General features: G+C 70.9%; 27 protein-coding genes. 3 read left to right on the top strand and 24 right to left on the bottom strand.

Annotated elements, in window-relative coordinates:
- The 21 genes from dhaK to dacB all read right to left on the bottom strand — a co-directional run bounded on the left by dhaK (window position 1) and on the right by dacB (window position 20,386).
- Window positions 1–1,002, bottom strand: a complete 1,002-nt coding sequence (gene dhaK / locus AC5RUW_RS03575) for a dihydroxyacetone kinase subunit DhaK (RefSeq protein ID WP_494159417.1) — start codon at window positions 1,000–1,002, stop codon at window positions 1–3.
- Window positions 1,003–1,210: 208 nt separating this feature from the next.
- Window positions 1,211–1,387 carry a CsbD family protein gene (locus tag AC5RUW_RS03570; RefSeq protein ID WP_227903213.1) on the bottom strand — a complete coding sequence of 59 codons (177 nt, stop codon included), beginning with the start codon at window positions 1,385–1,387 and terminating at the stop codon, window positions 1,211–1,213.
- Between the two features lie 92 nt (window positions 1,388–1,479).
- On the bottom strand, window positions 1,480–2,007 hold the full coding sequence (locus tag AC5RUW_RS03565) for an amino-acid N-acetyltransferase (protein ID WP_494159416.1): 528 nt from the start codon (window positions 2,005–2,007) through the stop codon (window positions 1,480–1,482).
- Window positions 2,008–2,124: 117 nt separating this feature from the next.
- On the bottom strand, window positions 2,125–4,635 hold the full coding sequence (locus tag AC5RUW_RS03560) for an ATP-dependent Clp protease ATP-binding subunit (protein WP_494006461.1): 2,511 nt from the start codon (window positions 4,633–4,635) through the stop codon (window positions 2,125–2,127).
- Window positions 4,636–4,747: 112 nt separating this feature from the next.
- Window positions 4,748–5,083, bottom strand: coding sequence for a histone-like nucleoid-structuring protein Lsr2 (locus AC5RUW_RS03555; protein WP_494006460.1), 336 nt, complete (start codon window positions 5,081–5,083; stop codon window positions 4,748–4,750).
- 79 nt (window positions 5,084–5,162) lie between these two features.
- On the bottom strand, window positions 5,163–5,348 hold the full coding sequence (locus tag AC5RUW_RS03550; RefSeq protein WP_494159415.1) for a hypothetical protein: 186 nt from the start codon (window positions 5,346–5,348) through the stop codon (window positions 5,163–5,165).
- Between the two features lie 2 nt (window positions 5,349–5,350).
- Complete coding sequence (gene lysS, locus AC5RUW_RS03545; RefSeq protein ID WP_494159559.1) at window positions 5,351–6,805, bottom strand: lysine--tRNA ligase; 1,455 nt, start codon at window positions 6,803–6,805, stop codon at window positions 5,351–5,353.
- A gap of 162 nt (window positions 6,806–6,967) precedes the next feature.
- Window positions 6,968–7,861 carry a pantoate--beta-alanine ligase gene (panC, locus tag AC5RUW_RS03540; protein ID WP_494159414.1) on the bottom strand — a complete coding sequence of 298 codons (894 nt, stop codon included), beginning with the start codon at window positions 7,859–7,861 and terminating at the stop codon, window positions 6,968–6,970.
- Window positions 7,858–8,778 carry a Rossmann-like and DUF2520 domain-containing protein gene (locus AC5RUW_RS03535; protein ID WP_494159413.1) on the bottom strand — a complete coding sequence of 307 codons (921 nt, stop codon included), beginning with the start codon at window positions 8,776–8,778 and terminating at the stop codon, window positions 7,858–7,860. Before AC5RUW_RS03535 ends, panC begins: the two co-directional genes overlap by 4 nt.
- Window positions 8,765–10,288 carry a PH domain-containing protein gene (locus tag AC5RUW_RS03530; protein WP_494159412.1) on the bottom strand — a complete coding sequence of 508 codons (1,524 nt, stop codon included), beginning with the start codon at window positions 10,286–10,288 and terminating at the stop codon, window positions 8,765–8,767. The genes AC5RUW_RS03535 and AC5RUW_RS03530 overlap by 14 nt, the downstream gene beginning before the upstream one ends.
- On the bottom strand, window positions 10,285–10,794 hold the full coding sequence (locus AC5RUW_RS03525; protein WP_494159411.1) for a PH domain-containing protein: 510 nt from the start codon (window positions 10,792–10,794) through the stop codon (window positions 10,285–10,287). Before AC5RUW_RS03525 ends, AC5RUW_RS03530 begins: the two co-directional genes overlap by 4 nt.
- A complete protein-coding gene (locus AC5RUW_RS03520; RefSeq protein WP_494159410.1) occupies window positions 10,787–11,290 on the bottom strand; it encodes a DUF3180 domain-containing protein in 504 nt (167 codons plus the stop codon). The genes AC5RUW_RS03525 and AC5RUW_RS03520 overlap by 8 nt, the downstream gene beginning before the upstream one ends.
- A 4-nt stretch (window positions 11,291–11,294) precedes the next feature.
- Window positions 11,295–11,801, bottom strand: a complete 507-nt coding sequence (folK, locus tag AC5RUW_RS03515) for a 2-amino-4-hydroxy-6-hydroxymethyldihydropteridine diphosphokinase (RefSeq protein ID WP_494159409.1) — start codon at window positions 11,799–11,801, stop codon at window positions 11,295–11,297.
- Window positions 11,798–12,193, bottom strand: coding sequence for a dihydroneopterin aldolase (gene folB / locus AC5RUW_RS03510; protein WP_494159408.1), 396 nt, complete (start codon window positions 12,191–12,193; stop codon window positions 11,798–11,800). Before folB ends, folK begins: the two co-directional genes overlap by 4 nt.
- A complete protein-coding gene (gene folP / locus AC5RUW_RS03505; RefSeq protein ID WP_494159407.1) occupies window positions 12,190–13,104 on the bottom strand; it encodes a dihydropteroate synthase in 915 nt (304 codons plus the stop codon). The genes folB and folP overlap by 4 nt, the downstream gene beginning before the upstream one ends.
- Window positions 13,105–13,113: 9 nt before the next feature.
- On the bottom strand, window positions 13,114–13,728 hold the full coding sequence (folE, locus tag AC5RUW_RS03500; RefSeq protein ID WP_494006450.1) for a GTP cyclohydrolase I FolE: 615 nt from the start codon (window positions 13,726–13,728) through the stop codon (window positions 13,114–13,116).
- A 71-nt stretch (window positions 13,729–13,799) separates the two neighbouring features.
- Window positions 13,800–15,881 (bottom strand): ATP-dependent zinc metalloprotease FtsH, encoded by a 2,082-nt coding sequence (ftsH, locus tag AC5RUW_RS03495; RefSeq protein ID WP_494159406.1) that lies wholly within the window; start codon window positions 15,879–15,881, stop codon window positions 13,800–13,802.
- Window positions 15,882–16,054: 173 nt separating this feature from the next.
- Window positions 16,055–16,606 (bottom strand): hypoxanthine phosphoribosyltransferase, encoded by a 552-nt coding sequence (hpt, locus tag AC5RUW_RS03490; protein WP_494006448.1) that lies wholly within the window; start codon window positions 16,604–16,606, stop codon window positions 16,055–16,057.
- Window positions 16,607–16,619: 13 nt separating this feature from the next.
- Window positions 16,620–17,744 (bottom strand): tRNA lysidine(34) synthetase TilS, encoded by a 1,125-nt coding sequence (gene tilS / locus AC5RUW_RS03485; protein ID WP_494159405.1) that lies wholly within the window; start codon window positions 17,742–17,744, stop codon window positions 16,620–16,622.
- A 3-nt stretch (window positions 17,745–17,747) separates the two neighbouring features.
- Window positions 17,748–18,869 carry a zinc-dependent metalloprotease gene (locus tag AC5RUW_RS03480; RefSeq protein ID WP_494159404.1) on the bottom strand — a complete coding sequence of 374 codons (1,122 nt, stop codon included), beginning with the start codon at window positions 18,867–18,869 and terminating at the stop codon, window positions 17,748–17,750.
- A gap of 74 nt (window positions 18,870–18,943) precedes the next feature.
- Window positions 18,944–20,386 carry a D-alanyl-D-alanine carboxypeptidase/D-alanyl-D-alanine endopeptidase gene (dacB, locus tag AC5RUW_RS03475; RefSeq protein ID WP_494159403.1) on the bottom strand — a complete coding sequence of 481 codons (1,443 nt, stop codon included), beginning with the start codon at window positions 20,384–20,386 and terminating at the stop codon, window positions 18,944–18,946.
- Window positions 20,387–20,626: 240 nt separating this feature from the next.
- Between dacB and AC5RUW_RS03470 the strand changes: the two genes are divergently transcribed.
- Together AC5RUW_RS03470 and AC5RUW_RS03465 are read left to right on the top strand one after the other, a co-directional pair.
- Window positions 20,627–21,172: an inorganic diphosphatase gene (locus AC5RUW_RS03470; RefSeq protein ID WP_494006444.1), complete on the top strand. Its 546-nt coding sequence runs from the start codon at window positions 20,627–20,629 to the stop codon at window positions 21,170–21,172.
- A gap of 117 nt (window positions 21,173–21,289) precedes the next feature.
- The gene (locus AC5RUW_RS03465; protein ID WP_494159402.1) at window positions 21,290–21,913 is read left to right on the top strand and encodes a hypothetical protein; all 624 of its coding nucleotides are present in this window, start codon (window positions 21,290–21,292) and stop codon (window positions 21,911–21,913) included.
- Here AC5RUW_RS03465 and AC5RUW_RS03460 read toward each other — a convergent pair.
- Both AC5RUW_RS03460 and serS read right to left on the bottom strand, forming a co-directional pair.
- Window positions 21,910–22,767 (bottom strand): HAD family hydrolase, encoded by an 858-nt coding sequence (locus tag AC5RUW_RS03460; RefSeq protein ID WP_494159401.1) that lies wholly within the window; start codon window positions 22,765–22,767, stop codon window positions 21,910–21,912. The two genes, AC5RUW_RS03465 and AC5RUW_RS03460, sit on opposite strands and share 4 nt — an antisense overlap.
- A gap of 102 nt (window positions 22,768–22,869) precedes the next feature.
- Window positions 22,870–24,147, bottom strand: a complete 1,278-nt coding sequence (gene serS, locus AC5RUW_RS03455) for a serine--tRNA ligase (protein WP_494159400.1) — start codon at window positions 24,145–24,147, stop codon at window positions 22,870–22,872.
- 56 nt (window positions 24,148–24,203) lie between these two features.
- Here serS and AC5RUW_RS03450 point away from each other — a divergent pair, with 56 nt between their 5' ends.
- A complete protein-coding gene (locus AC5RUW_RS03450) occupies window positions 24,204–25,328 on the top strand; it encodes a diacylglycerol/lipid kinase family protein (protein ID WP_494159399.1) in 1,125 nt (374 codons plus the stop codon).
- 35 nt (window positions 25,329–25,363) lie between these two features.
- Here the strand turns inward: AC5RUW_RS03450 and AC5RUW_RS03445 are convergent, their stop codons facing one another.
- Window positions 25,364–25,675, bottom strand: a complete 312-nt coding sequence (locus tag AC5RUW_RS03445) for a hypothetical protein (protein WP_494006439.1) — start codon at window positions 25,673–25,675, stop codon at window positions 25,364–25,366.
- Window positions 25,676–25,678 lie beyond the last annotated feature (3 nt).

The raw sequence follows: 25,678 nt of genomic DNA, 5'->3' as shown, positions 1-25,678 counted from the left end.
TCAGGCACCCCACCGCAGGGCCGGGGTGTGCACCGGCGAGTCCCACAGATCGATCATTTCGTCGTCGAGCACCAGCACGGTGATCGAGGCACCCTGCATCTCCAGGGCGGTGATGTAGTTACCCACCAGCGAGCGTTCAACGTGCAGGCCACGGTCCTGGAGCACCTGCGCGGCGTGGGCATAGAGGATGTAGAGCTCGCTGAGCGGGGTGCCGCCCATGCCGTTGACGAACAGCAGCACCCGCGAACCGTCGGCGGCGTCGAGGTCGCCCAGCACGGGGGTGATGAGCTGGTCGGCGATGGCGTCGGCCGTCTCCATCGGCATCCGGCGCCGGCCGGGCTCCCCGTGGATCCCCACGCCGAGTTCGATTTCGTCCTCGGCCAGGGTGAAGCTGGGCTCTCCGGCGTGCGGGACGGTGCAGGCGGTCAGGGCCACTCCCATGGACCGCACACCGGCGTTGACCCGCTCCGCGACGGCGGTGACGGCGTCGAGATCGTCGCCGCGTTCGGCGGCGGCGCCGGCGATCCGTTCCACAAGCACGGTTCCGGCGACTCCGCGCCGTCCGGCCGTGTAGGTGGAGTCCTCGACGGCGACGTCGTCGTTCACCACCACGGTGCGGATCTCCAGGCCTTCGGCGACGGCGAGTTCGGCCGCGGTTTCGAAGTTGAGGATGTCGCCGGTGTAGTTCTTGACGATCAGCAGCACCCCGGCTCCGGCATCGGTGTGCTGGATGGCCGGGAGGATCTGGTCCGGGGTCGGCGAGGTGAACACGGCCCCGGGAACGGCGGCGTCGAGCATGCCGCGGCCCACGTAACCGGAGTGCAGCGGTTCGTGGCCGCTGCCCCCGCCGGAGACCAGGGCGACCTTCCCCCGGACCGGCGCATCGCGGCGGACCACGTAGTCCGGGTCGGTATGCACCTTCACCAGGTCGTGGTGGGCGAGGCCGAAACCCCGCAGGGAGTCTGCGACGACCTCCCGGGGATCATTGATGAGCTTCTTCACGGGCGGGCTCCTCCTGCCGGGCACGGGCCGGGGAACACCGCCCGCACATTTGCGCCCCACCCTACTCCGCCCGGACGGTGGGGCAACAGGGTTCATGCGGTGCACGGACGACAGCGGCGGCGGGAAGGAGCTTCCCTTCCCGCCGCCGCTGATAAAGCGTCTGCCGCTCCGGGGCGGACGCTTCGTGGAGCGCGTCCGCCGGCCGGGGCTACTTGCCCTTGAAGGCGTCCTTGATGTTCTCGCCGGCGTCCTTGACGCTGGACTTGGCCTGGTCGCCGTGGCCTTCGGCTTCCATCTGCTCGTTGCCGGTGGCCTTGCCCAGGCCTTCCTTGACCTTGCCGCCGAGGTTCTCGGCCTTGTTCTGCATCTTGTCGTCTGCGCCCATGGTGGACTCCTTCCGTCGAATGATGCTAAGTACCCTTACCTTATCGTGGAACGGGGCACTCCGCCACCGGGGCCCGCTCCGGAGACCTGGGCTCAGATACGGTCGGTCAGCTGACAGATCATCCTGGTGTTGCCCAGGGTGTTGGGCTTGACCCGCGCCAGGTCCAGGAATTCGGCCACGCCCTCATCATGGGAACGCAGCAGTTCGGAGTAGACCTCGGGGTCGACGGCGCGCTGGTCGGCCATCACCTCGAAGCCGTGGCGGCGGAAGAAGGCGACCTCAAAGGTGAGGCAGAAAACCCGGCTGACGCCGAGCTCGGCGGCGTCGTCGAGCAGCTGCTCCAGCAGCCGATGCCCGACGCCGAGCCCCCGGACGGCGGGATCGGTGGCCAGGGTGCGGACCTCGCCGAGGTCCTCCCACATCACGTGCAGGGCGCCGCAGCCGACGATGCGCCCCGCGGCGTCCTCGGCGACCCGGAACTCCTGGAGCGCCTCGTAGTAGGCCACGGCCTCCTTCGCGACCAGGATGCGCTCCTCCGCCAGCGGGGCGACCAGCGCCCGGATGCCGGGCACGTCGGAGGTTCGGGCCCGGCGGATGGTCAGGGACGGCGCGGAAGTCACCGGTTCAGTCTAGGACCGCCCGTACCGCGGGCTGCAAATCCTGTCCCGAAACACGGGAGGACCCGGCGGGCTGCTGCCCGCCGGGTCCTTTACCGCGTGTGCCTGTCAGCGATGGAGTCAGTCGCCCGGAACTCCGGCCTCGATGGCCGGCGGAGCTTCCTCCAGGGCCTTCGGGGTGCCGTGGCCGATGAAGGTGAACTTCGCCTCGTCACCCTCGCCCTCGACATCGACGGAGACCAGTTCGCCGGGCTTGAGCTCGCCGAACAGGATCTTCTCGGAGAGCTGATCCTCGATCTCGCGCTGGATGGTCCGGCGCAGCGGCCGGGCACCCATGGCGGGGTCGTAGCCGCGGGTGGCCAGCAGGACCTTGGCGGCGGGGGTGAGCTCGATGCTCATGCCCTTCTCCGCCAGGCGCTTGCCCAGCCGCTCCAGGAACAGGTCCACGATCTGGACGATCTCTTCCTGGGTCAGCTGCGGGAACACCACGGTGTCATCGACGCGGTTGAGGAACTCGGGGCGGAAGTGCTGGCGCAGCTCCTCGGTGACCCGGGCCCGCATCCGGTCGTAACCGGTCTTGGTGTCGGTGCCGGACTGGAAGCCGGTCATGACGCCCTTGGAGATGTCCTTGGTGCCGAGGTTGGTCGTCATGATGATGATGGTGTTCTTGAAGTCCACCACCCGGCCCTGGCTGTCGGTCAGGCGGCCGTCCTCGAGGATCTGCAGCAGCGAGTTGAACAGGTCCGCGTGGGCCTTTTCCACCTCGTCGAACAGGACCACGGAGAACGGACGACGCCGGACCTTCTCGGTCAGCTGGCCGCCCTCTTCGTAGCCGACGTATCCGGGAGGGGCACCGAACAGGCGGGACACCGTGTGCTTCTCGGAGTACTCGGACATGTCGAGGGTGATCAGGGCATCCTCGTCGCCGAACAGGAACTCGGCGAGGGCCTTGGCGAGCTCGGTCTTGCCGACGCCGGTGGGGCCGGCGAAGATGAACGAGCCGCCGGGGCGCTTCGGATCCTTCAGGCCGGCACGGGTACGCCGCATGGCCTGCGAGATGGACTTGATCGCCTCGTCCTGGCCGATGACCCGCTTGTGCAGCTCATCTTCCATCTTGAGCAGCCGCGTGGACTCTTCCTCGTTCAGCTTCACCACGGGGATGCCGGTGGAGTTGGCCAGCACCTCGGCGATGAGTTCCTCATCCACCTCGGCGATGTCGTCCAGGCCGCCGGACTTCCACTGGCGTTCCTTTTCGGCGCGCTGGTCCTGGAGCTTCTGCTCCTTGTCCCGCAGCGCCGCGGCCACCTCGAAGTCCTGCGCGTCGATGGCCGATTCCTTCTCCATCTTCAGCTCGGAGATGCGGTCGTCGATCTCCTTCAGCTCCGGCGGAGCGGTCATCCGGCGGATGCGCAGCCGGGCGCCGGCCTCGTCGATCAGGTCGATGGCCTTGTCCGGCAGGAAGCGGTCGCTGATGTAGCGCTCGGCCAGGGTGGCGGCCGAGGACAGCGCGGCGTCGGTGATCGAGACCCGGTGGTGTGCCTCGTAACGGTCGCGCAGGCCCTTGAGGATCTCGATGGCATGCGCCACCGACGGCTCCTTGACCTGGATCGGCTGGAAGCGGCGCTCCAGCGCGGCATCCTTCTCGATGTGCTTGCGGTACTCATCCAGCGTGGTGGCGCCGATGGTCTGCAGCTCGCCGCGGGCCAGCATCGGCTTCAGGATCGAAGCCGCGTCGATGGCGCCCTCGGCGGCACCTGCACCCACGAGCGTGTGGATCTCGTCGATGAACAGGATGATGTCGCCGCGGGTGCGGATCTCCTTGAGGACCTTCTTCAGGCGTTCCTCGAAGTCGCCGCGGTAGCGGGAACCGGCCACCAGGGACCCGAGGTCCAGGGTGTACAGCTGCTTGTCGCGAAGGGTCTCGGGGACGTCGCCGCGGATGATGGCCTGGGCCAGGCCCTCGACGACGGCGGTCTTGCCGACGCCGGGCTCACCGATCAGCACGGGGTTGTTCTTGGTGCGGCGCGAGAGGACCTGCATGACGCGTTCCATCTCGTGTTCACGGCCGATCACCGGATCAAGCTTGCCTTCACGCGCGGCCTGGGTGAGGTTGCGGCCGAACTGGTCCAGCACCACCGAGCCGGCGGGCTGGCCTTCCTGCTGCTGGCCGCCGGTGGAGACCGGCTCCTTGCCCTGGTAGCCGGAGAGCAGCTGGATGACCTGCTGCCGCACGCGGTTCAGGTCGGCGCCCAGCTTCACCAGGACCTGGGCGGCCACGCCTTCGCCCTCGCGGATCAGGCCGAGCAGGATGTGCTCGGTGCCGATGTAGTTGTGGCCGAGCTGCAGCGCTTCCCGCAGCGACAGCTCCAGCACCTTCTTGGCGCGGGGGGTGAAGGGGATGTGGCCGGAGGGGGCCTGCTGGCCCTGGCCGATGATCTCCTGCACCTGCTCACGGACGGCACCGAGGGAGATGCTCAGCGACTCGAGGGCCTTGGCGGCAACCCCTTCGCCCTCATGAATGAGCCCAAGCAGGATGTGCTCGGTGCCGATGTAGTTGTGGTTGAGCATGCGTGCCTCTTCTTGGGCAAGCACGACAACGCGACGGGCACGGTCGGTAAATCTTTCAAACATGAGGCACACTCCTAGCTAACGCGTAATTCGATGCTACGTGTGCCGCGTCGGCTTTTGGAGCGTGTTCGCCACGGGCGTGAGAGCCCTCCCGCCCGCGGCGAACGTTCCGCCGCTATCCCTGGGCGGCGCGGTAAGCCTCGATGATCTCGCTGTTCACCCGGCCGCGCTCGGAAACGGTGTACCCGTTGTTGCGGGCCCATTCCCGGATCTGTGCGGCTTCATTGCTGCGGCTGCCGGATCCGGTGCTGCGCTGGCGCCCCCCGCCGCTGCGCGTCCCGACCTTGCGGCCCGCGTCAACATACGGCTTCAGCGCATCCCGCAGGTTCTTCGCATTGTCTTTTGAAAGGTCAATCTCGTACTGTGTGCCGTCGAGGCCGAAACGCACGGTCTCGTCCGCACTTCCGGCGTCGAGGTCGTCGACCAGAATGATTTTTACCTTTTGCGCCACGTCAGGCTCCTAAGCAGTCAAACAGCGGGGGAAACATATTTGAGACCACTTACGATTATGGCGCATTAGCCTTAGGGCGTCAAAGCTGCCCGGCCGATTTATCGGATTTGCTTTCCCCGTCTTCAGGACCATCCGCCCGGGCTTCGGCATCAGCCTCGGCCTGAGCCTTTCGCTCGGATCGGTCCGCATTGAGCAGCGCCTTCATGGCGAAAAAGAAGAGCACGCCAACGGCCACCGACGGCAGCAGTACTTCGACATATTCCACGGTTATCCCATTTCCGGCTTAAGCAGGGGGAACAAAATCGTCTCCCTGATTCCCGCATTTGTGAAAAGCATCACGAGCCGATCGATTCCCAGGCCGATGCCGCCCATGGGCGGCGCGCCGTACTCGAGCGCCCGCAGGAAGTCTTCATCCAGGGCCATCGCCTCGGGGTCTCCGCCGGCCGCCCGGAGGGACTGCTCGGTCAGGCGCTGGCGCTGGATGACCGGGTCGATCAGCTCGGAGAAGGCGGTGCCGCGCTCCATGCCGCCGATGATGAGGTCCCAGGCCTCGATCAGCCGCGGGTCGTCCCGGTGCTGGCGGGCCAGCGGCTGGGCGGAGGGCGGGTAGTCGTAGACAAACGTGGGCTGGATCAGCGTGGGCTCCACGATTTCTCCGAACAGCTCGATAACGAGCTTTTCGGCATCCCAGGCCGGATCCACCTTTACGCCGTGCTCCTCCGCGACGGCGCGCAGCGTGGCGGCATCCGTTTCCGGGGTGATTTCCCGGCCCACCGCCTCGGAAAGGCCGGGGTAGACGGCCAGCCAGCGCCATTCACCGTTCAGGTCGATGGTTCCGGCCGGTGTTTCGATCACCCGGCTGCCGACGGCGTCGGCGGCATTGAGGATGATTTCGCGAATACGGTCGGCCATCACGAACTGGTCGGCGTAGGCCTCATAGGATTCGAGGGTGGTGAATTCCGGGCTGTGGGTGGAGTCCACGCCCTCGTTCCGGAAGATCCGGCCCAGTTCGTAAACCCGCTCGATGCCGCCCACGACCGCCCGCTTCAGGAAAAGCTCGGTGGCGATGCGCAGGGTCATCTTCTGGTCAAAGGCATTCAGGTGGGTTTCGAAGGGCCGGGCCGCGGCGCCGCCGTGAACCAGCTGCAGCATGGGAGTTTCGACTTCGACATATCCGTGCCCGTGCAGGGTGTCCCGGACCGCGCGGATAACCGCGGCGCGCTTGTAGACCATTTCGCGCGCTTCTTCGCGCACCATCAGATCCACATATCGCTGGCGGACGCGGGTTTCCTCGTTGAGATCGGCGTGCAGCACGGGAAGCGGCCGCAGCGCCTTGGCCGCCATGGACCACTGATCGGCCATGACGGACAGCTCGCCGCGGCGCGAGGAGATCACCTCGCCGTGCACGAAGACATGGTCACCGAGATCCACGAGGGACTTCCACTCGGCCAGGGACTCCTCCCCCACCTCCGCCAGGCTCAGCATGACCTGCAGCCGGGTGCCGCTGCCCTCCTGCAGGGTGGCGAAGCAGAGCTTGCCGGTGTTGCGGATGAAGACCACCCGGCCGGTGACGCCGACCGTCTCGCCGCTGGCCTCATCGGCCTGCAGGTGGCCGTACTTCTCCCGCACCTCGGCGAGCGAGTGCGTGCGCGGCACGCTCACCGGATAGGCTTCCCGGCCCGATGCCAGCAGCCGGGCGCGCTTTTCCGCGCGGATGCGCATCTGCTCGGAGTAGTCGGCGTCGGGCTGCGGGGACACGGGGGAATCTTCAGTGGTCACGGGAATTAAGTCTACCCAGTCTGTCCTAATTGACGCGTCCCGGGCCCGCGGTCCCTCCCGTGCGGCCCCTGCGGGGCGGGAAGCAGGGGCGCGGGGGCCGGCAGGTCAGGCTGGAATCAGCTCCATGTTGTCGATCAGGCGCACCGCGCCCACGCGGGCCGCCACCAGCGCCAGGGCGTTGGCGGCCAGCGGTTCCCCGGGGCCGGCGGGCAGGGCGGCCAGCGTGGCCGGGTCGACGACGTCGAGATAGTCAAGCTGCACGCCCGCCGCGGCCGCGAGGCGGGCCCGGGCTGCCGGGAGGTCAAGGGGCCTGCCGGCGGCGGCCCGGTCGCGCAGGTCTGCCAGCGTGCCGGCCAGCGCCAGGGCGGCTTCGCGCTCCTTGGGGGCGAGGAAGGCGTTGCGGCTGGATTCGGCGAGCCCGTCGGCGCCCCGGACGATCGGCACGCCCCGCACCTGGACCGGCCAGTTCAGGTCCTGCACCATCCGCCGGATCAGCACCAGCTGCTGGGCGTCCTTCTGTCCGAAGTAGGCGCGGTATTCGGCGGGCACCGGCGGCTGGGCGATGTGCAGCAGCTTGGCCACCACGGTCAGCACGCCGTCGAAGTGGCCGGGACGTGACGCGCCTTCGTAGCGGGTGCCGAGCTCGCCGGAGCTGACCCGGATCAGGGGCTCCCCGCCGGGGTACATCTCCTCCACGTCGGGTGCGAAGACGACGTCGACGCCGGCCTCGGCGAGCAGCGCCAGGTCCGCTTCGAGGGTGCGGGGATAGCGGGCCAGGTCCGCCGGGTCGTCGAACTGCAGCGGGTTGACGAAAATCGATGCCACCACCAGGTCGTTTTCTGCGCGGGCGGCGCGGGCCAGGGCGGCGTGCCCGTGGTGCAGCGCTCCCATGGTGGGAACCAGCCCCAGCTCGGGGCGGTCCTTTCCGGTGCCGGCAAGCAGCCGTGCGATGGTGTCCTGCAGTTCGGCGGCCGTGCGGGCCACACCGGGAGTGTTCAACTCGTACCTTCTTGGTCGTGCGGCAGTGCTTTCAGGATCGCCTCGCCCTGGGCGGGGCTCAGCAGGCCGCGCTCGACGGCGCGGCGGGCGGTGGCGCGGGAGAGCGCCTCGTAGGCCTCCCGCAGGTCTTCGGGCTGTCCGGCCAGGACGTCCGCGTGGGCACGGACGGTGCCGGCGTCGCCGCGGGCCACGGGCCCGGTGAGTGCGGTTTCGCCGGAGGCCAGCGCGTTTTCGAGCGAGGCGCGCATCAGCGGGCCGAGCAGCTGGTCCGGTTTCTCCACTCCGAGGCTGCGCAGCAGCTGGGTGGACTGGGCGGCGATCGTCACCAGGTGGTTGGAGGCATGCGCGAGGGCCGCGTGGTAGGCGGCCCGATCGGCCTCGTCGATGACCACCGGTTCGGCGCCCATCTCCACCACGAGGGCCTGGGCGATCGGCAGCACCGCGGCGGGGGCGGTCACGCCGAAGCTGCTGTCCGCCAGCCGGGTGAGGTCCAGGCTGAGGCCGGTGAAGGTCATGGCCGGGTGCAGGGCCAGCGGAATGGCTCCGCGCTGTCGCGCCGGATCCAGGACCGAGGTGCCGAACCGGCCGGAGGTGTGGGCCACCAGCTGCCCGGGCTGCCAGGACCCGGTGGCCGCGAGTCCGGCAACCAGGTCCGGCAGGGCGTCGTCGGGCACCGCCAGCAGCACCAGCTCGGACCGCTCCACGATGTCCGGGATCTCCAGCACGGGAACTCCGGGGAGCAGGTTCTCGGCCCGCTCCCGGCTGGCTTCGGAGACGGCGGAGACGCCGACGACGGCGTGTTCGGCGGCGCGCAGGGCCGCGCCAAGGACGGCGCCCACCTTGCCTGCGCCGATCACCCCGACGCCGAGCCGTCCGGCCCGTCGTCCCTGCGGCGTGGAAGGATCAGCGGTGCTCATCGGGCAGCTCCTCGGGTGCGGGGTGGTGCCGGTCCGCGGGTGCGGGCCCGGAGGCGCGGGCCTCGGCCTCGCGCCAGCGTTCGGTGCGGTCCCGCCGCCGGGCCTCCCGGGCCCGGCCGGCCTGCTCGACGAACAGGGCACGGGCGGTGCCGGCGTCCAGCTGGAGGATCCGGGGGCTGACCGGCCCGGCGGTGGAGTGCAGCCTCAGGTCAGCGAGGGCGAAGCGGCGGTTCAGCGGCCCCTGGTGCAGGGCCATGGACTGGGTGCGGGCGTGCGGGACGATGTCCAGCTGGCGGCGCAGCCGGCCGCTGCGTGCCAGCAGGGCCGTGCCGGTTGCCGCGTATCCGTTGCGGCGCCAGGCCAGCGGGGCGAGCCACCGCCCGCGGCGCGGAGTGGTGGTGTAGCCCCAGGCGTCGCCGCTGCCGTCCATGCCGGCGGAAAACACCTCGATCGGTTCCGCGGTGCCGGGATCCGGCAGGGCCAGCGCCAGGACCCGGAAGACCTCGTCGCGGGTGCCGGCAGGCAGCAGGCGGGTGCGGCCGTCGGCGTCGCCGCCGCTGTAGCCCGCCACGTTGACCGTGATGCGGTACCAGCCGGGGAACCGCCAGAGCATGGGCTGGGCGATGGAGAGGGCCTGGATCCGGCCGGGCGGAACCGTCTGGGCCCGGGTGTCCAGCAGCCCGGAGCGGATGCGCAGCCCGTCCGGGGAGGTCGCGGCGCGGAAGTTGAACCCGCTGCTGAACTGGGACCAGTAGGACCCGACGGTTCCGGCCAGGATCGGCACCAGCACCGCTAGGCTGAGCGGTTCGCGGGTGGCGAAGCCCAGGATCGCGGTGCCGCCGAGCCCGAAGACCACGAGGAAGACCGTGGTGCCGGAGAGCAGGGTCGAGGCGATCACCCGGCCCGGCCGCAGCGCCACCACGGGCAGCTCCGGCGCCTCTTCGGTGTCGGCGTCGGTCCCCGCAGCGGCGCCCGAGGCGCGGGCGAGGATGGCAGCGCGGAGCTTTTGCGCGTCGTCAAGCCGCAGGTAGGCGAGCCGGACGGCGGATTCGCCGGAGTCGGCAACCTCGAAGCGCAGCTCGGCGAGCCCGAACACGCGGGCCAGCAGCGGTTGGATGACGTCGATGGCCTGGACCCGGTCCAGGCGGGCCTGCCGCTGCTGGCGGAACACCACACCGGAGTGCACGCGCACGTGCTCCCTGGTCAGCTGGTAACGGGTGAAGCGCCAGGAGAGGTAGAACGCCACGGCAATGATGAGCAGCACCCCGGCGAGGGCCAGCAGGACCTGCAGGAGCGGGAAGTCGTCCAGGCCGAGGTCGCCGCGTTCGAAGAAGGCTTCGGCGCGTTCCCGGCCGGCGAAGTAGAGGATCGCCACCAGGGCAATCCAGCCCCGGACCAGCGGAGAAACGGGATGGACCCGGTGCCAGGTCTCCCCCGCGTCGGGCCCGGGGACTGGCAGCTGCCCGTCCGGGCCCGGCCCGGGCCCGGCCGCGGCGTCGTCGGCGGTCACAGTCCCGCCAGCTGCGCTTCGCCGCGCGCGGAGAGGTGCTCGCGCAGCCGTGCGCCCTCGTCGGCCGGCAGCCCCGGGATCTGCGCGTCCGTGCCGGGAGAAGCGGTGTGCAGCTTCAGCGTGCACAGCCCGAAGGCCCGCTCCAGCGGACCGACGGACACGTCCACGTACTGCATCCGCCCGTAGGGCACCACGAGCACGCGCTGGAAGAAGATGCCGCGGCGGATCAAAAGGTCCTCGTCCCGTTCGGCGAAGCCGATGGCGCGGACCTGCCGGGGCAGCAGCACCGCACGCCACAGGCACAGCACCAGCAGCAGGCCCGGGATGCCCCAGGCCAGCCAGGGGGCGAGGTTCCAGACGCCGGTGAGGGTGAGCACCAGCGGAACGGCGGCGGCGGCCAGCAGGAACACCGTCTCCGCGGACCAGCCGATGATCCGCAGCCGCAGGTAGCGCGGGCTGACCCGCTGCCAGGCGAGCCCGGGTGGATCAATTGCCGCGTCACGCATATTCGCCCTCGCCGTCCGGTGTTTCGGGATCATTGCCGTTGGTGCCCTCGGGCCCGTCGTCGGGCGGAATCCTGCAGAAGTTCTCCACCAGCAGCCCGGCGGCGGTCAGCACCGCGCCGCCGGCGGTCATCGCCAGGGCGGACCAGGTGGGGGCGTGTCCCGGCCGCAGCTGCCACAGCGGCAGCTGGTCCAGGAAGACGCCCACGTGCCAGCCCAGCAGCAGGACCCCGGCGTAGGCGGAGGCCTGCGCCAGCACCAGCGTACGTGCGGCGGCGATCGGGTCCAGCCTGGTCTTTCCGCCGCTGGCGCGCCAGCGGCGCACGCGCAGGCCCAGCACCAGCACCAGCACGACGACGGCAAGGACGGTCAGCAGCGCGGTGAGGCTCAGCGCAGGCACGGGCAGCGACCAGCGCTCGGCGAGCACGGAGCCGGCCCAGCCCGCGAGGCCGGCCAGGACACAGATGAGTGCCAGCCGGCGGTACCGAAGGGTCCTCACCGCATCAGTCTCCCTCGTAGATCTCCAGGCCCGGGAGGTCCTCGGCCCGGGCGGCGAGCTCGGCGACCGGCTCACCCTCCAGCATGGCCTCCGGCTCCATCCACGCCCAGGGCTGCAGGACGAAGGCGCGGGACGAGGCCCGCGGATGCGGAATGGTCAGGTCGGGGTCCTGAAGCCGCAGGTCCCCGTAGGTGATGATGTCGACGTCAAGGGTCCGCGGCCCCCAGCGCACGATGCGTTCGCGGTGGTGGCGCTGTTCAACCTGCTGGCAGTGCGCCAGCAGCTCGTGCGGGGCCAGGGTGGTGTCCACGGCGATGACCAGGTTCAGGTAGTCGGGCTGGCCCTCCGGGCCGCCCACGGGCCGGGTGCGCACCACCGGGGATACCGCGGCCAGGCTCATGCCCGGATGGTCGGCCAGGTCCGCGACGGCGGCGGACAGGGTGTCCCGGGATTCGCCGAGGTTGCTGCCCAGCGCCAGGACGGCCCGGACGGCGTCGTTTGCGGAATTCATGCGCGCTCCCGGTGGATGGTGACGGCGACGTCCCCGAAGGGAACCGTGATCGGTGCCTGGGGTTTGTGCACGGTGACCTGGACGGCGTCGATGGTGGGGAATCCCGCCAGCACGGCGGCTGCGATGCGCTCGGCCAGGGTCTCGACCAGGTTCACCGGTTCGCCGGTGAGTTCGGCGCTGACCGCTTCGGCGATCTCGCCGTAGTGGGCCGTCAGCGTCAGGTCGTCGGTGGCCGCGGCGGCGCGCAGGTCCGTATAAAGCACCAGATCGGCGATGAAGGTCTGCCCGTCGCGGCGTTCCTCGTCAAAGACGCCGTGGTACCCCGTGGCGGTGATGCCCCCGAGGCGGATGGTGTCCCGCGGCGGTCCGGCGGGAGCCGCTGCCGGCGTCACTGTCCGCCCTCCCGCCAGGCGGCGGCGACCCGGACGGCGGCGGCGCTGGAGGCGACGTCGTGGACCCGCACGCACCAGGCGCCCGCGGCGGCGGACAGCGCGGAGACCGCCGTGGTGGCGGCATCGCGCTCCTGCGCAGGCACGACAGCGCCGTCCGTGCCGGGCAGGGTGCCGAGGAAGCGCTTCCGCGAGGCGCCGACCAGTACCCGGTGCCCCTCGGCGGTGAACCGGTCCAGGGCGTGCAGCAGGGCCCAGTCGTGTGCGGCGGTCTTGGAGAAGCCCAGGCCCGGGTCGAGGATGATCTTCTCCGCGGCCACCCCGGCGTCGAGGAGGCGGCCGCGCAGCGAGCGCAGCTCGTCGAGGACCTCGGCCGGGGCGTCGTCGTAGACGGCCCGGGGATCCTGCCGGCGCACCGGCCCGCGGCTGTGCATCAGGACGTAGTACGCGCCGGTCCGGGCCACCAGTTCGGGCATGCCCTCGGCCATGGCCGCGCCGGAGACGTCGTTGATCAGCACCGCGCCGGCGGCCAGGGCCTTCTCCGCGGTCTGGACGTTCATGGTGTCGATGCTGACCGTCACCCCGGCGGCGGCGAGGGCGGTGATGACCGGAAGCACGCGCCGCTGCTCCTGGGCGGGGCTGATGCGCTCGGCGTCGGGACGGGTGGATTCACCGCCCACGTCGACGATGTCGGCGCCGGCGCGGACCAGGTCCAGCCCGGCGGCGACGGCGTCGTCCACCGTGGCGAAGCGGCCGCCGTCGCTGAAGGAGTCAGGAGTGACGTTGAGGATCCCCATCACCAGGGTGCGTCCGGTTGGCAGCCGGCGGAAGCGTTCATCGGCGCTGCTGCGGCGCAGCACGGGCAGCGGCGAGGTGGACGGGCCGGTTCCGGGGGCGGCGGCAAGGGAATCCATACGTGGGTCCTATCGTCCGAGGATCAGGGACATGGCTTCGGCGCGGGTGGCGGTTTCCCGCAGCTGGCCGCGCACGGCCGAGGTCACTGTACGTGCTCCGGGCTTGCGGACCCCGCGCATGGACATGCACAGGTGTTCGCATTCGATGACGACGATCGCCCCGCGCGGCTGCAGGTTCTCCACCAGCGCGTCGACGATCTGGGTGGTGAGCCGCTCCTGGACCTGCGGGCGCCGGGCATAGAGCTCCACCAGCCGGGCGAGCTTGCTCAGCCCGGTCACCTTGCCCTCGTGGGACGGGATGTAGCCGATGTGCGCGGTGCCGTGGAAGGGCACCAGATGGTGCTCGCAGGTGGAGTAGAAGGGGATGTCCTTGACCAGCACCATCTCCTCGTGGTCGAGGTCGAAGGTGGTGGCGAGCAGGTCCTCGGGGCTTTCGTGCAGCCCGGCGAACACCTCTGCGTAGGCCCTGGCCACCCGCTTGGGGGTGTCCTGCAGGCCGTCGCGGTCGGGGTCCTCGCCGATGGCCAGGAGGATCTCCCGCACCGCCCGCTCAATCCGGGGCTGGTCAATCGCATCGGAGGCCGCCAGGTCCATGGCCGCCAGTTCGTCGTCGAAATCCGTCACTGCTTGATCCTACCGCGCATGCCGCAGACGGCAGGCGGGCCGGGACCTGTCGGTCCCGGCCCGCCCGTGCGCTACGGCTTCCGTGTGTCGTCGGGGGTGTCGAAACCCGCCCGCGAGCCGCGCGAGCCCTCCGGCTCCGGCAGCCCGTCGGCGTTGACGTCGAAGTCCCGGGGGATGTCGGCGTCGGCAATCTGGTCCTGCGGGGCCACGGTCGCCGGGTCCGGCCCGCCGGCCGCCCGGGCCTGTTCGCGTTCGCGCGGGGAGACGACCGGGGGCAGCTCGTGGACCGGGCGGGTCGGCTTGGACAGCCAGATCTCGCGGACGTCGCGCTTGCGCACGTCGCGGAAGATCTCGGCGATCTCGGCCTGGTTCAGCGTCTCGCGTTCGAGCAGCTCCAGCGCCAGCCGGTCCAGGACGTCCCGGTTCTCGGTGAGGATCTGGTACGCCTCGTCGTGGGCGTTGTCCATCAGCCGGCGCACCTCCTCGTCCACCACGTAGGCGACCTGGTCGGAGTAGTTGCGTTCCTGGCCCATGTCCCGGCCCAGGAACGGCTCGCCGCCGCCGGAGCCGAGCTTCACGGAGCCGATCCGCTCGCTCATGCCGTACTGGGTGACCATCTTGCGGGCCGTGGAGGTGGCCTTCTCGATGTCGTTGGACGCGCCGGTGGAGGGATCGTGGAAGACGATCTCCTCGGCCACCCGGCCGCCCATGGCGTAGGCGAGCTGGTCCAGCAGCTCGTTGCGGGTCACCGAGTACTTGTCGTCCGCCGGCATCACCATGGTGTACCCGAGCGCGCGGCCGCGGGGCAGGATGGTGACCTTGGTGACCGGGTCGGTGTTGCGCAGCGCGGCCGCCACGAGCGCGTGTCCGCCCTCGTGGTAGGCGGTGATCTTGCGCTCCAGCTCCTTCATCACGCGGCTGCGCTTCTGCGGGCCGGCAATGACCCGGTCGATCGCCTCGTCGAGGGCGCGGTCGTCGATCAGCTGCGCGTTGGAGCGGGCGGTGAGCAGGGCCGCCTCGTTGAGCACGTTGGCCAGGTCGGCGCCGGTGAAGCCGGGGGTCTTCTTGGCCACGGTCTCCAGGTCGACGCCGGGTGCCATCGGCTTGCCCTTGGCGTGCACCTGCAGGATCCGCAGCCGGCCCTGCATGTCCGGGGCCTCCACGCCGATCTGCCGGTCGAACCGGCCCGGGCGCAGCAGCGCCGGGTCCAGCACGTCGGGCCGGTTGGTGGCGGCGATGAGGATCACGTTGGTGGTGTTGTCGAAGCCGTCCATCTCGACCAGCAGCTGGTTCAGGGTCTGCTCGCGCTCGTCGTTGCCGCCGCCGACGCCGGCGCCGCGGTGGCGGCCGACGGCGTCGATCTCGTCGACGAAGATGATGGCCGGGGAGTTGTTCTTGGCCTGCTCGAACAGGTCGCGGACGCGGGAGGCGCCCACGCCGACGAACATTTCCACGAAGTCGGAGCCGGAGATGGAGTAGAACGGCACGCCGGCCTCGCCGGCCACGGCGCGCGCCAGCAGGGTCTTGCCGGTTCCGGGAGGACCGTAGAGCAGCACGCCCTTGGGGATCTTCGCGCCCACGGACTGGAACTTGCCCGGCTCCTGCAGGAACTCCTTGATTTCGTGGAGCTCCTCCACGGCCTCGTCGGCGCCGGCGACGTCGGCGAAGGTGACCTGCGGCATGTCCTTGTTGGTCAGCTTGGCCTTGGACTTGCCGAACTGCATGACCTTGGAGCCACCGCCCTGCATCCGGGAGAGCAGGAACCAGAAGATGAGGCCGATGATGATCAGCGGCAGGAACAGGCCCAGGAAGCTGGTGAACCAGTTGCTCTGGACCGGCTGGTCGGTGAAGCCCTCCACCGCGGCGTTGTCGATGGCCTCCACCACGTCGTCGGCGCGGGCGGAGCTGAAGTAGAACTGGACGTTCTCGCCCTTGTCCTCGTAGGGCTCCTTCAGCAGCAGGTCGACGCGCTGGTCGCCGTCGTAGATCTTCGCCTGCTCGACCTTGTTGTCCTCAAGCAGTTCAAGGCCGACCTTGGTGTCGACCTGGCTGGCCCCGCTGCCGGAGGACAGGGCGGGGAGAATGATCAAGAGAGCGGCCAGCGCCAGCGCGATCCAGATGACCGGTCCCTTGAAGAAGCTCTTAGATTTCATTCGTCGTCAGGGCCGAGGCCCCGTCCCTCCTGATCAGCAACGCATGCGAATGCGCAAAAGTATCTTGTTCGGTGGTGCATCATCCCCAAGGAACACGGATTGCCGGGGCTTTTAGTTCCCCCGGATGACCGTACTCCGCCTGTGATGCCGACCGCAGGGACGCGGCGGGCGGGCTACTCGTAGACGTGCGGAGCGAGGGTGCCGATGAAGTCCAGGTTGCGGTACTTCTCGGCGAAATCGAGGCCGTAGCCGACCACGAATTCATTGGGAATCTCGTAGCCGACGTACTTCACGTCGATTTCGACCTTGGCGGCGTCGGGCTTGCGCAGCAGGGTGCAGATCTCCACGCTGGCCGGGCCGCGGGACTCAAGGTTGGTGCGCAGCCAGGACAGGGTCAGGCCGGAGTCGATGATGTCCTCGACGATCAGCACGTGCTTGCCCATCAGGTCCGTCTCGAGGTCCTTGATGATGCGCACGACGCCGGAGGACTGGGTGCCGGAGCCGTAGGAGGACACGGCCATCCAGTCCATGGTGATGTGGCTGTGCAGGGCGCGGGACAGGTCCGCCATGACCATGACGGCGCCCTTGAGCACGCCTACGAGCAGGACGTCGCGGCCGGCGTAGTCCCGGTCGATGTCGGCCGCCAGCTCCTCGATCCGCGACTGGATCTGCTCTTTGGTGTAGAGAACGTGCTTAAGGTCTGACTGGACGTCGTGTGAATCCACGAAGATCTCCCGGTTACGAGTTGGCAGCTGGCGGTGGGGTGCTGCGGCTTTTCCTAAACACAAGATTGCCACAGCTTGGCTTCCCGTGGGCAACCGGCCGTCCGCGCACCTGCCGGTACACCTCGACCTTGCCGCCCAGCTGTACCGGCCCCGCGGACCCGGTCCTGCGCAGCAGCGACTCCGCGGCGAGCAGGCGTTCGAAACTGGGGCTGCCCCCGCCGGCGGCCACCGCCGCCAGGGCCAGCACGCGCTGGCGCAGCGCCGGGTCCAGCGCGCGCAGGGCGTCTTCGGGCAGCAGCACCGCGGCCGGCGCGCCGGCGTCGGCGGGCAGGTCAGAGCGCAGCCGGGCGAAGGCCTCGGCCGCCTCCGCGTCCAGGTGCGCGGCATCCTGGCCCAGGATCCGCGCGGACCGGTACAGCGCCTCGGCGATGCCGGGGCCGAGCTGCTCCTCCAGGAACGGCAGCACGACGGCGCGCACGCGGGACCGGGCGAAGGCCGGATCCCGGTTCGTCGGGTCGTGCCAGGGCTCCAGCCCGGCGATCGAGCACAGCTCGAGGGTCTCGGCCCGGCGCACCGGCAGGAAGGGACGCAGGTAGCGACCGCGGCGCTCCGGCATGCCGGCCAGCGACCGGGTGCCCGAGCCGCGGGCCAGGCCGAGGAGCACCTGCTCGGCCTGGTCGTCGAGGGTGTGGCCCAGCAGGACGGCGGCGGCGCCCAGGTCCTCGGCGGCGGCGTCGAGCGCACCGTAACGTGCCGTGCGCGCCGCGGCTTCGGGCCCCTCGCCGCTGCCGGCGACCTGCACCCCGCTCACCAGCACCGGATCCAGGCCCAGGCCGCGCAGCTGAGCCGCCGCCCGGGCCGCGACCCCGCCGCTGCCCGGCTGCAGGCCGTGGTCCACGACGACGGCACCCACCCGGTAGTCGCCGCGGCGCTGGAAGAAGGCTGCCGCGGCGGCCAGCGCCAGCGAATCCGGGCCGCCGCTGCAGGCGACCAGCACCAGCGGGGCCGGGCCGTCGTCGGCACCGGCCGGGCCCGGCGGGACGCCGGCGTCGGCCAGCGCGGCGCGCACCAGGTTCCGGGCACGGCCCATCAGGGGCGGCAGCCGCCGGGGCCGGCCGCCGGAGTTCGGAGCGGGCATCCGTCAGGAACCCACGCGGGCGATCCAGAGGCCCGGCTCGTGCAGCTCGGCTTCCGTGGGCAGGTTTTCGGCCCGCTCCCAGACCCGGTTGAAGCCGTCCATGCCCACTTCGTCGACGACGGCGCGCACGAACCGCGCGCCGTCGCGGTACTGGCGCATCTTGGCGTCCAGGCCGAGGACCTGGCGCAGCAGCTTTTCGATCCGTCCGTGCGAGGCGCCGCGGGCATTGAAGCGGCGCCGGATGGTCTTCACGCTGGGCACGATGGAGGCGTCGACGGCGTCCATCACCACGTTCGCGTGGCCTTCCAGCAGGCTCATGACCGCGGTCAGGTGCGAGAGCCGTTCCTTGTCCCCGGGGTCCTGCAGCAGCGAGAGCACGTCGCGGGGGCGGTCGTCGGCCTTCGCGACGTCGTCGGCCCCGGCCCCGACGCCGCGGCCCAGGGAGCGGACCGCCTGTCCGAGCCGGTCGGACAGCGTTTCGGCGTGCTCCATGAGCCCGCCGGTGAGGGCGCCGATCTGTTCGATCATGTGTCCGCGCAGCCAGGGTGCGGCGGCGAACTGCACCCGGTGGGTCTGCTCGTGCAGGCAGACCCAGAGCCGGAAGTCGGCCGGTTCGACGTTCAGTTCCCGCTCCACCTCGACGATGTTCGGGGCCACCAGCAGCAGCCGCCCGCCGGTACCGGCGGTGCCGGCGCTGAAGGGGTCGTACTGGCCGAGGACCTTGCTGGCAAGGAAGGCCAGGACCGCACCGAGCTGCGCGCCGGTGAGGGTGGCGGCCAGCTCGGTGTTGGTGCGGCGCAGCTGCTCGGGCCGGGTGGCTGCGAGCCGGTCGAGGGCGGGGGTGAGCAGGGTGGCGAAGCTGCGGGAGTTGGCCTTGGCCCAGGAGGCACGGTCCACCACGAGCACCTGCGAGTCGCGCAGGTCGCGGGCAGCCTCCAGGCCGGTGATGCGGTGGACGTGGGGCACGGATTCGTCGGCCCGGCGGCGCAGGTCGGCGACGGCTTCGCGGACCTCGCGCGCGGACAGCCGGGGGCCTGCCGGGACCATGACCGCTGCGGTGCCGGCAGCCAGGTCCCAGTTGACCAGTTCGGGGGTGGACGGTGCGGACGGCAGGTTCTGCTCCATTGCTCCATTCGACCACAGGCGGAGCCGGGGAGCACCCGGAGCGGACAAACACCGTACCGCCCCGCCGGGCACCGTCAGCTGCAGCCGCAGGCGGCGAGCGCGGCGGCCGCGGCGTCGACCACGGCCCGGGCCTCGCCCAGGTTTCCGTCCAGACCGTCCGCCACGAAGGCGAACGCCAGCAGCCGCCCGTCGGCGTCGGTGACGTAGCCGCCCAGCGAGGTTACCGCGAACAGGGTGCCGGTCTTGGCGCGGACCACCCCCGCGCCGGCGCTGCCGTCGCCGTACCGGTTTTCGAGCGTGCCGGTGAGCCCGGCCACGGGAAGGCTGCGGGCGACGCCGCGCAGCCCGTCGTCGGGCGCCGTCAGCAGCAGGGCCACCAGCCGGGACAGCTGCCCGGCGCTGACCCTCGTGCCCTCGCCGAGCCCGCTGACGTCGCCGAGCGCCATGCCGGAGGTGTCCAGGCCCAGCCGGTCCACGGCTTCGAGCACCGCGGTCCGCGCCCCGTCGTTGGATGCCGGGTGGCCGGCGGCGTCGGCGGTGAGGCGGCCCAGCGCCTCGGCGGCGTAGTTGTCCGAGTCGAGCAGCATTTGCCGGACCTGTTCGGCGATGGTCGCGGATTCGACGGCGGCCACCTCCCGGGCACCCTGGCCGGGTGTGCCGCGGGACAGCCCCGGCTCCACGCTGAAGCCGTCGGCCGCGGCGGCCAGCGCGTCCCGGAATGCGGCACCGGCGTCGAGCGCGGGGTCGGCGGACCGCACGCCGGGAGCCGCCCAGCCGGAGGTGAGGGCCAGTGCGTGGACCGGGGCGATCTCGCCCGCCTCCACGTCGCCCTCCGCCCAGGCCGGGCTCAGGTCGGGGCCGGTGAAGAGGGTGTCGTCCACTGTGACGGTCACCGTGCCGCCGGGCAGCTCCTCGGCCAGCACGGCGGCTGCCTCGGCGGCGAGGGTGGCCAGGCCGGCGCGGCCGACGGCAGTGTCTTCCCCCGCGCCGTCCTGCCCGCTGCCGGCCGTTCCGTCCGCCTGGTCCTCGGCCGAGCGTCCCGCCCCGAGCATCACGTCGCCGCCGCCGCGCAGGACGACGGTCCCGGAGGCCGGGTCGAGCCAGGCGGAGGTCCGCAGCCGGGTGTCGGCGCCCAGCGTGCTGACCGCGGCAGCCGCGGTGAGGAGCTTCAGGTTCGACGCCGGGGTGGCCGGGTTGTCGGCGCCCCGGCCGTACAGTTCGGTGCCGGTGGCGGCGTCGATGACACTGGCGCTGAGCGTGCCGGGGCCCTGCAGCGTCAGCAGCGGATCCAGCAGGGCAGCCAGCGCCGCCGGGTCGGGTGCGGGTCCGGCGGCGGGGGTGACGCCCTCGGCCGGTCCGACGCCGGCGGCGGGGCGCTGGTGGGCCGGGACCGCGGCGGCGCGCTCAGGGGCGCCGGCCAGGGCCTTGGCCAGCGGCGGACCGGCGTGGAAGGCCAGCGGGACGAGGAGCGCGGCGAAGGCGCAGAACAGCAGCACCGATCCAAACCGCCGCCCCATGTGTCCTTGCCGCTGCCTTCCGTGGTTGCCGCCCGTCGTGCTCCGCCCATGCCTGGGCGGTAGTGCCGGGTTTCGGCACGGTTTCCGGTGCCCCGTCCGCAGGGAGGGCCCCGGGACATATATCTTTAAGACTAAACCGGCGCGGCGGCCGTCCCGTTCATGGCCGCCGGCGCGCGTTGGCAGCACTGTCCGCACCCTTTTCCGCGGCCCGGCGGGGCCCGGCACTTCCTAGGAGACGCAATGAAGCTCGACGTAACCATCGAGATCCCCAAGGGATCCCGCGTCAAGTACGAGATCGACCACGAGACCCACCGCCTGCGCCTGGACCGTGTGCTGTTCACCTCGATGGCCTACCCCACCCACTACGGGTACTTCGAGAACACCCTGGGCGAGGACGGCGATCCGCTGGACGCGCTGGTCATGCTGCAGGACTGGGACCTGATGCCCGGCGTGCTGGTCGAATCCCGTCCGATCGGCGTCTTCAACATGGTCGACGACGGCGGTGGAGACGCGAAGGTGCTGTGCGTGCCGGTGGACCCGCGCTTCGACCACATCCAGGACATCTCCGATGTGTCGGACTTCCTGCTGGACGAGATCAAGCACTTCTTCACCAAGTACAAGGACCTGGAACCGGGCAAGTGGGTCGAGGCCGCCGACTGGGCCGGCCGCGAAGCCGCCGAGGCCGAGGTCGAGGCGTCGCTGAAGCGCTTCGAGGCCCTTGGCGAGGCGAGCGAGGAAGACGAGCCCCAGGGCCGCGACGTCGACGCCGACACCGAGAACAACTGACCTTTTCCGCACCTGCGGACCACACGGTGCGGCCGTCCCTGCGGGGGCGGCCGCACCGTTTTGCATTGCGCCGGAGTGTCACCGGGCCCGCCGCGGCGGCTCTGGCATGCTGATCGCATGCATCTGGTGCTGACCATGAATCAGCGGGACAGCCGGCGCTCCGGTGACCTGGTTCCCGAACTGCTGCACGCGCTGCGGCCGATACCGGCCGCCGTGCCCTTCCAGCGGTCCGTGGGCGACGAGGCCCAGGGCGTGCCGGCGGATCCGGCCGCCGCCGTCGAGGCCGTGCTGGCAGCCGTCCGCCAGCGCCGCTGGAACATCGGCATCGGCGTCGGCGCACTGGAGCCGCCGCTGCCCGCCGGGCTGGCCGCGGCGTCGGGCCCGGGCCTGGGCTTTTCCCGGCTGGCCGTGGAGCGGGCCGCCCGCAAGGCCGGGGACCGGCAGCCGGTGGTTGTCGTCGCCCCGGACCCGGAGGCTGCGGCGCAGGCCGAGGCTGTGCTGTGCCTGCTGGCCGGCATCGTCGCCTCGCGCAGCGCCGCGGAGTGGCGCGTGCTCGACCTGCTGGTACCGGGCGCCCGCGGACAGCAGAAGTACGCGGCCCAGGAGCTGGGCATTTCCGCCCAGGCGGTGAGCCGGGCGGTGATCCGGTCCCAGTGGCAGGAGGAGCAGGCGGCGCGGCCGGCCGCCGCACGGCTGCTGCAGCTGTGCCTGCCGGCCGCGGTCCCGGCCGGGCTGGGTTAGCCCCGGCCCGGTCCTGCGGGCACGAGGCTGCGCAGCACCGCTGCGGCCCCGTCTTCGTACACCGTCCCGGTGACCTCGTCGGCGGCCTCGAGGACCTCGGGCGGAGAACCGCCCATGGCCACGCCCCGCGCGGCCCAGCCGAGCATTTCGATGTCGTTGCGTCCGTCGCCCATCGCGACGGTGTCGGCGGGGTCGATGTCGAGCCGTCGGCGGACCTGTTCCAGGGCACTGGCCTTGGAGACGCCGGCCGCGGCAATGTCCAGCCATGCGGTCCAGCCCACCGAGTAGGTGACGCCGTGCAGGCCGATGGCGCCCACCGCCTCACCGAACTCCTCGGCGGTGCTGTCGGTGCTGAACACCACCACACGGACCGCCTTGGCGCGGCGCATGTGCTCGAAATCCACGGCTTCGGCCTCTGCGCCGAAACTTGCGTCCTGGAACCGTTCGCTGGAGAGGAAGCGGCCGTCGGCGTCCTCCAGGGCGAACTTCGCCGTCGGCAGCTCGCGGCGCAGCGCGTCGAGGGCCGGCTGCGGGTCAAAGACCACGCGGTCCACCACGGACCAGCGTTCCGGCGAGGACGCGTCGATGCGCAGGGTGACGGCGCCGTTCGAGCAGACGCAGTACCCCTTTTCGATGCCGAGGCGCTCCACGATGGGCAGCGCCGCGCCGTAGGAGCGGCCGGTGGAGACGACGAGCTCGTGCCCGGACCGGCGGGCCAGTTCGGCTGCCTCGCGGACGGCGTCCGACATGCGTCCGTCGTGGTCCACGAGGGTGCCGTCGACGTCGAGGGCGATCAGTTTGCGGGTGTCCTGGTTCAGCTGGTCTTCGATGCCAGCGGCAGTGAGAGATGTCATCGACTCATATAAGCAGACTTGGGAAAACCCCGATAGGACAAAGGCCACACCCCGGGTGAACGTCCGGTGTTCTTCGATCCCTGACGTTCACCGGGAAGACAGTCAGAGGACCGGCAGCACTTCCATGCCGCCCAGGTAGGGGCGCAGTGCGGCGGGCACGGTGACGGACCCGTCGGGGTTCTGGTGCTGCTCCAGGATCGCGACGATCCAGCGGGTGGTGGCCAGGGTGCCGTTGAGGGTCGCGACGGCGCGGGTGCCCTTGGCGTCACCGCCCTGGCGTTCGCGGATGTTCAGCCGGCGGGCCTGGTAGGTGGTGCAGTTGGAGGTGGAGGTCAGCTCCCGGTACCGGCCCTGCGTCGGCACCCAGGCCTCGCAGTCGAACTTGCGGGCGGCGGAGGTGCCGAGGTCTCCGGCGGCGGTGTCGATGACCCGGTAGGGCAGCTCCACCTTGGCGAGCATCTGCTCTTCCCAGTCCAGCAGCCGGCGGTGCTCGGCCTCGGCGTCTTCGATCCGGGCATAGCTGAACATCTCGACCTTGTTGAACTGGTGCACCCGGATGATGCCGCGGGTGTCCTTGCCGTGCGAGCCGGCTTCGCGCCGGTAGCAGGAGGACCAGCCGGCGTAGCGGACGGGGCCGTCGGAGAGGTCGATGATCTCGTCGGCGTGGTAGCCGGCCAGCGGCACCTCGGAGGTGCCGACCAGGTACAGGTCGTCTTCGGCCAGCCGGTAGATCTCTGCGTCGTGCGCGACGTCGAAACCGGTGCCCTGCATGGTTTCCGGGCGGACGAGGGTGGGGGTGATCATCGGGGTGAAGCCGTTGGCCACGGCCTGGTCCATGGCCATCTGCAGCAGTGCCAGCTCCAGGCGGGCGCCCACGCCCTTGAGGAAGTAGAACCGGGCGCCGGAGACCTTGGCGCCGCGTTCCATGTCGATGGCGCCGAGCAGCTCGCCGATTTCGAGGTGGTCGCGGGGCGTGAAGCCCTCGGCCTCGAAGTCCCGGGGAGTGCCGACGGTCTTGAGGACCACGTAGTCGTCTTCGCCGCCGGTCGGCACGCCGTCCTCGACGACGTTCGCCATCCGGCGCACCAGCTGCTCCTGCTCGGCCTGCAGCGCGTCTGCGGCGGCTCCCGCGGCCTTGACCGACGCGGCCAGTTCCTTCACTTCGGCGAGCAGGGCCTGCTTTTCCTCGCCCTTGGCGGCGGCCACGCGCTTGCCGAAGGCGTTCTGCTCGGCGCGAAGGTTCTCGTACCGGGTGCGGGCCTCGCGGCGGGCGGTGTCGGCGGCGATGATGGCGTCAACGAGGCTCTCGTCCGCCAGCCGGGCGCGCTGGGAGGCGCGGAACTTTTCGGGGTTGTCGCGGAGCTCGTTTACATCGATCACGTGTCAAGACTACCGAACTGCCGCCGGGTGCCGGTGCCGGTTTCCGCCGGACCGGGGTGGCTATTCTGGACATCACCATGCCCGTTGACTCCTCCGCCCTGCCCGTGCTGACGGTACTGCTGTCCGCCGCCCTCCTGCTCGGGGCGTTCCTGGCCGTTTTCCTGCTGCGCCGCCGCGTCCGTACCGTGCCGCAGGGGCCCGGTCCGACGGCGGGAGGGCAGGCAGTGCAGGTGGCCCTGGTCCGCAATCCCGTGAAGCTGGGCGCCGACGACGTCGTCGGGCTTCTCGAGCGGGCCTGCCGGGAGGCAGGCTGGCCTGCCCCCCTGGTGCTGGAGACCGCCGTGGAGGACCCCGGCTACGGCCAGGCCCGGCGGGCCTTGGCGGCGGGCGCCGACGTCGTGCTGGCCGCGGGCGGGGACGGCACGGTCCGCGAGGTCGCCCGCGCGCTGGCCGGCACCGGCACGCCGCTGGGACTGGTGCCGCTGGGCACCGGGAACCTGCTGGCGCGGGCCCTCGACCTGCCTGTCGGCCGGCCCGAGGCGGCGGTGGCGGTGGCCCTGCACGGCACCACCCGGCGGATCGACGTGGGCCGGGTGGAGCTGGAGAACGCCGTGACGGGGGCGCGGCACCGGGACGTGTTCCTGGTGATGGGCGGGATCGGCGTGGATGCGGAGGTCATTGCCGCCACCCGGGACGACCTGAAGCGGTGGGTGGGCTGGCTGGCGTACAGCGAGGCCGGGCTGCGGCTGCTGATGCGTCCGCAGCGGCGCACCCGGATGTCCGTGTCGCTCGACGGCGGTGCGGGGCAGGCCCGCAAGGCCCGCACGGTCCTGTTCGCCAACACGGGCCGGATGCCGGCCGGCATTGAGTTCATTCCGGACGCGCGGCTGGACGACGGGCGGCTGGACGTGGTGGTGGTCAGCCCGCGCAGCATGATCGGCTGGGCCTGGGTGGCCGGCAAGGCGGTGACGGGCTACCGGCGGGACATTCCGGTGATCGAGTACCTCGGCTCGCGGCGGGTCACAGTGAGCGTGGAGCAGCCCACGGCCACCCAGCTGGACGGGGACGTGACGGGGGAGGCCACCTCAGTCAGCGCATGGGTGGAGCCGCTGGCCCTGGCGGTGCGGGTCGAGACGCTGCCGGCGGTGGAGCCGGTACGGAAAACGGGCCGGAACCCGTAGCGGATTCCGGCCCGTGCACGCGGCGGCGGGGGGGGCTAGTTGCCGGTGCCCTCGGAGTCGGTGTAGCCGCCCTTTTCCTCCCCGGAGTCCCGGGAAGGGGCGCCCTTGGCGCCGTCGGCGTCGGTGTACTCGCCCTCGGCGGCCGCGTAGGTGCCCTGGTCGGTGGCGGGCACGTTGGTGTTCATGGACGGCTTGGAGGCCTGCTCGCGGATGAGCGCCTCCTCTTCGGCGAAACGGATGTCGTTGCCCTGGTCGCCGACGTCGCCGCGCAGGTTGTCGTCGTTCTGCGCCTGGCCGCTGGGGCTGGGGTTGCGCAGCTGTTCCTGGTTCTCGGGATATTCGCTCATGGT

This window comes from Arthrobacter sp. Y3222053 (genome assembly GCF_059092805.1).
Note: the sequence above shows the minus strand (reverse complement) of the source record. Positions and strands in the feature narration are given on the sequence as shown.